The sequence below is a fragment of the Cellulomonas chitinilytica genome (genome assembly GCF_016862675.1).
GTDB lineage: Bacteria > Actinomycetota > Actinomycetes > Actinomycetales > Cellulomonadaceae > Cellulomonas > Cellulomonas chitinilytica.
Window position 1 is genome coordinate 1 of record NZ_BONK01000030.1, and the last position, 3,047, is coordinate 3,047.

General features: G+C 75.8%; 2 protein-coding genes. Both read right to left on the reverse strand.

Annotated features, from left to right (window positions below; translation table 11 throughout):
• Positions 1-814 (reverse strand): condensation domain-containing protein (locus Cch01nite_RS22495; protein ID WP_239071260.1); only part of this gene is annotated, 814 nt, incomplete at its 3' end.
• Positions 815-827: 13 nt separating this feature from the next.
• Positions 828-3,047, reverse strand: a 2,220-nt coding sequence (locus Cch01nite_RS22500; RefSeq protein WP_203758757.1) for a non-ribosomal peptide synthetase, incomplete at its 5' end; no start/stop codon positions are given.

Below are 3,047 nucleotides of genomic sequence, written 5' to 3' on the forward strand. Positions count from 1 at the left end.
TCGCGAGGGCGCGGAGGGCCGCGACCGCGTCGGCAGGCAGCGTGAACGCGGTGGTCGCGCCGGTGAACGTCTGCACCGGCGGGCGGGGCCGGTCGGCGGGCAGGTCGAGCACGGGGAGGTCCGCGAGCTGCTGCGTCCAGTAGCCGAGGTGCTCGTCGAGCCGGTCCCCGGTCAGCACCTCGCGCTGCCACAGGGCGTAGTCGGGGTACTGGATCGCGAGATCGGGCAGGTCCGGTGGGACCCGGCGGGCGTGCGCGGAGTACAGCGCGGCGATCTCGGCGAACAGCACCCGCATCGACCACCCGTCGGCCACGATGTGGTGCACCGCGACCGCCAGCACCCACCGGGACGCCGCGAGCCGGACCAGCGTGACGCGCATCAGCGGCCCGGTCGTCAGGTCGAACGGCGTCCGCGCCTGGTCCGTCGCCACCTGCACCGCCGCCGCCTGCGGGTCCGGCCGGTCCGCGACGTCGACCACCGCCACGGGCACCGGCACGCGCGCCGACACGACCTGGACCGGCTGGTCCCCGCGGGTCTCGAACGTCGTCCGCAGCGACTCGTGCCGCGCCACCAGGTCGTCCACCGCCCGCTGCACGAGCGCCGGGTCGACCGCGAAGTCGAGGCGCAGCGCCACGTCGATCGTGTAGAACGCGTTCCCCGGGTGCAGCTGGTCGAGGAACCACAGCCGCGCCTGCGGGAACGACAGCGGGAACTCCCGGCGGCCTCCCGTGCGGGTCAGGAGCAGCTCGGCGAGGGCCCGCCGCCGCTCGTCGTCGGCCCGGACCCCGGCCTCGGCCTCGCGCGTGTCCGTCACGTCCGTCGCCCCTTCACGTCCGTTCCCCCCTGCTCAGCTCGCGCAGCGCGTCCTCGACCTCGGCGTCCGTCAGGGTGTCGAGCCGTGCGAGCAGGTCGGCGGCTGCGTCGGGGTCGGTGCGGCGCGTGATCCGGCCGGCACCGTCGTCGCCGTCCCGCAGCGCGTCGACCCGGCGGGCCAGCGCCGCGACCGTCGGCGACTCGAAGAGCTGCACGAGCGGCAGGTCGACGCCGAGGTCGTACTGCAGCCGTGCGACCACCTGGGTCGCGAGCAGCGAGTGGCCGCCGAGGTCGAAGAAGTTGTCGTCCACCCCGGCGACGGGCCGCTGCAGCACGTCCTGCCAGATCCCGAGCACCCGCTCCTCGGTCGGCGTCGACGGCCCCGCCGGCCGCGGTCCGTCACCGGGGGCGCCGAGCTCCGGGTCGGGCAGCGCCCGCCGGTCCAGCTTGCCGCTGCGGGTCAGGGGCAGGGCGGCGACCCGGACGACGGCGGTCGGCAGGAACGCGTCCGGCAGCCGCACCGCGAGCCTCGACCGCAGGTCGGCGGTGCCCGGCACGTCCTCGCCGGGCCGGGGGACGAGGTACGCGACGAGGGTCGTCCGGCCGTCGGTGCCCGGCCGGGCGTCCACCGCGCACGCCGCGGCGACGTCGAGGTCGTCGATCGCGGCCGCCACCTCGGCGAGCTCGATGCGCACGCCCCGGACCTTGACCTGCTCGTCGGCCCGGCCGAGGTACTCCAGCACCCCCGTGGCCGTCCACCGCGCGCGGTCCCCGGTGAGGTACAGCCGCCCGTCGGGCGCGCCGCCGAGCGGGTGCTCGACGAACCGCTCCGCCGTGAGGTCCGGCCGCCCGACGTACCCGCGGGCCAGGCCCACCCCCGCGAGCGCGAGCTGTCCCGGCACGCCGACGGGCGTCTCGTCGAGGTGCTCGTCGAGCACGTGGCACCGCACGTTCGCGATCGGGCGGCCCAGCGGCACGACGTGCGTGTCCTGCCGTGTGACCCGCCACGCGGTGACGTCGATCGACGCCTCGGTCGGCCCGTACAGGTTGTCGAGCTCGACGTCGAGCGTCGCGAGGAGCCGTTGCGCGAGGCCCGGACCGAGCGCCTCGCCGCTGCACACGACCCGGCGCAGGCTGCGCGCCGACGCGACGTCCGGGTGCTCGAGGAACTGTTGCAGCACGGACGGCACGAAGTGCACGGTCGTGACGCCCGTGCGCCGGACCAGGTCGACGAGGTACGCCGGGTCGGCGCCGCGACCGGGGGCGGCGAGGACCATGGTGGCGCCGACGGCCGGCGGCCACAGCAGCTCCCACACCGAGACGTCGAACCCGATCGACGTCTTGTGCAGCACGCGGTCGTCCGGGGTGAGCCGGTAGGCGTCCTGCATCCACGCGATCCGGTTGGTGAGCCCGCGGCGGGGGACCTCGACGCCCTTGGGGCGGCCGGTGGAGCCGGAGGTGTAGATGACGTAGGCGAGGTCGTCGCCGGTCGCGGTGGGCGGCGGCGGGGTGCCGGGGTGGGCACTGAGGTCGAGGGTGGCGAGGTCGAGCGTCGGCACGTCCGTCGTCGGGGGCGACGGCGCGTCCGTGAGCAGCAGGGCCGGGCGGGCGTCCGTGAGGATGTCGCGGAGCCGGTCGGGCGGGTACGTCGGGTCGAGGGGGAGGTACGCGCCGCCGGCCTCGAGGATCGCGAGGACGGCGACGGGCAGGTGCGGGGTCCGCTCGGCGCAGACCGCGACGACGGTGCCCGGGCCGACGCCGAGCCCGCGCAGGTGGTGGGCGAGCCGGTGCGTCTGCGTCCCGAACCGGCGGTACGTCCACGTCTCGTCGTCGCTGACCAGCGCGATCGCGTCGGGAGTCGCGGCGGCGCGGGCGCTGAACAGGGACTCCACCGGTGTCGTCGGCAGCGCGGCCGCGGTCGCGTTCCAGGTCCGCAGCTGGGCCCGCTCGGCGTCCGTGAGCAGGTCGTGGCTGTTCAGCGGCCTGTCCGGGTGGGTGGTCGCGGCGGTGAGCAGGGTCGACAGGTGGGTGAGGAGCCGGTCGACCGTGGCGGCGTCGAACAGGTCGGTGTTGAACTCGATCCGTCCCGCGACCGTGTCGGCGTCGTCCCAGGTCGTCACGACGAGGTCGAACACCGCGGTGCCGCGCTCGACCTGGAGGGTGTCCGGCGTCGGGCCGCCCGGCCCGGGCGCGTGCTGGGAGTGCGGGTCGCTGAACAGGTGGAACGCGACGTT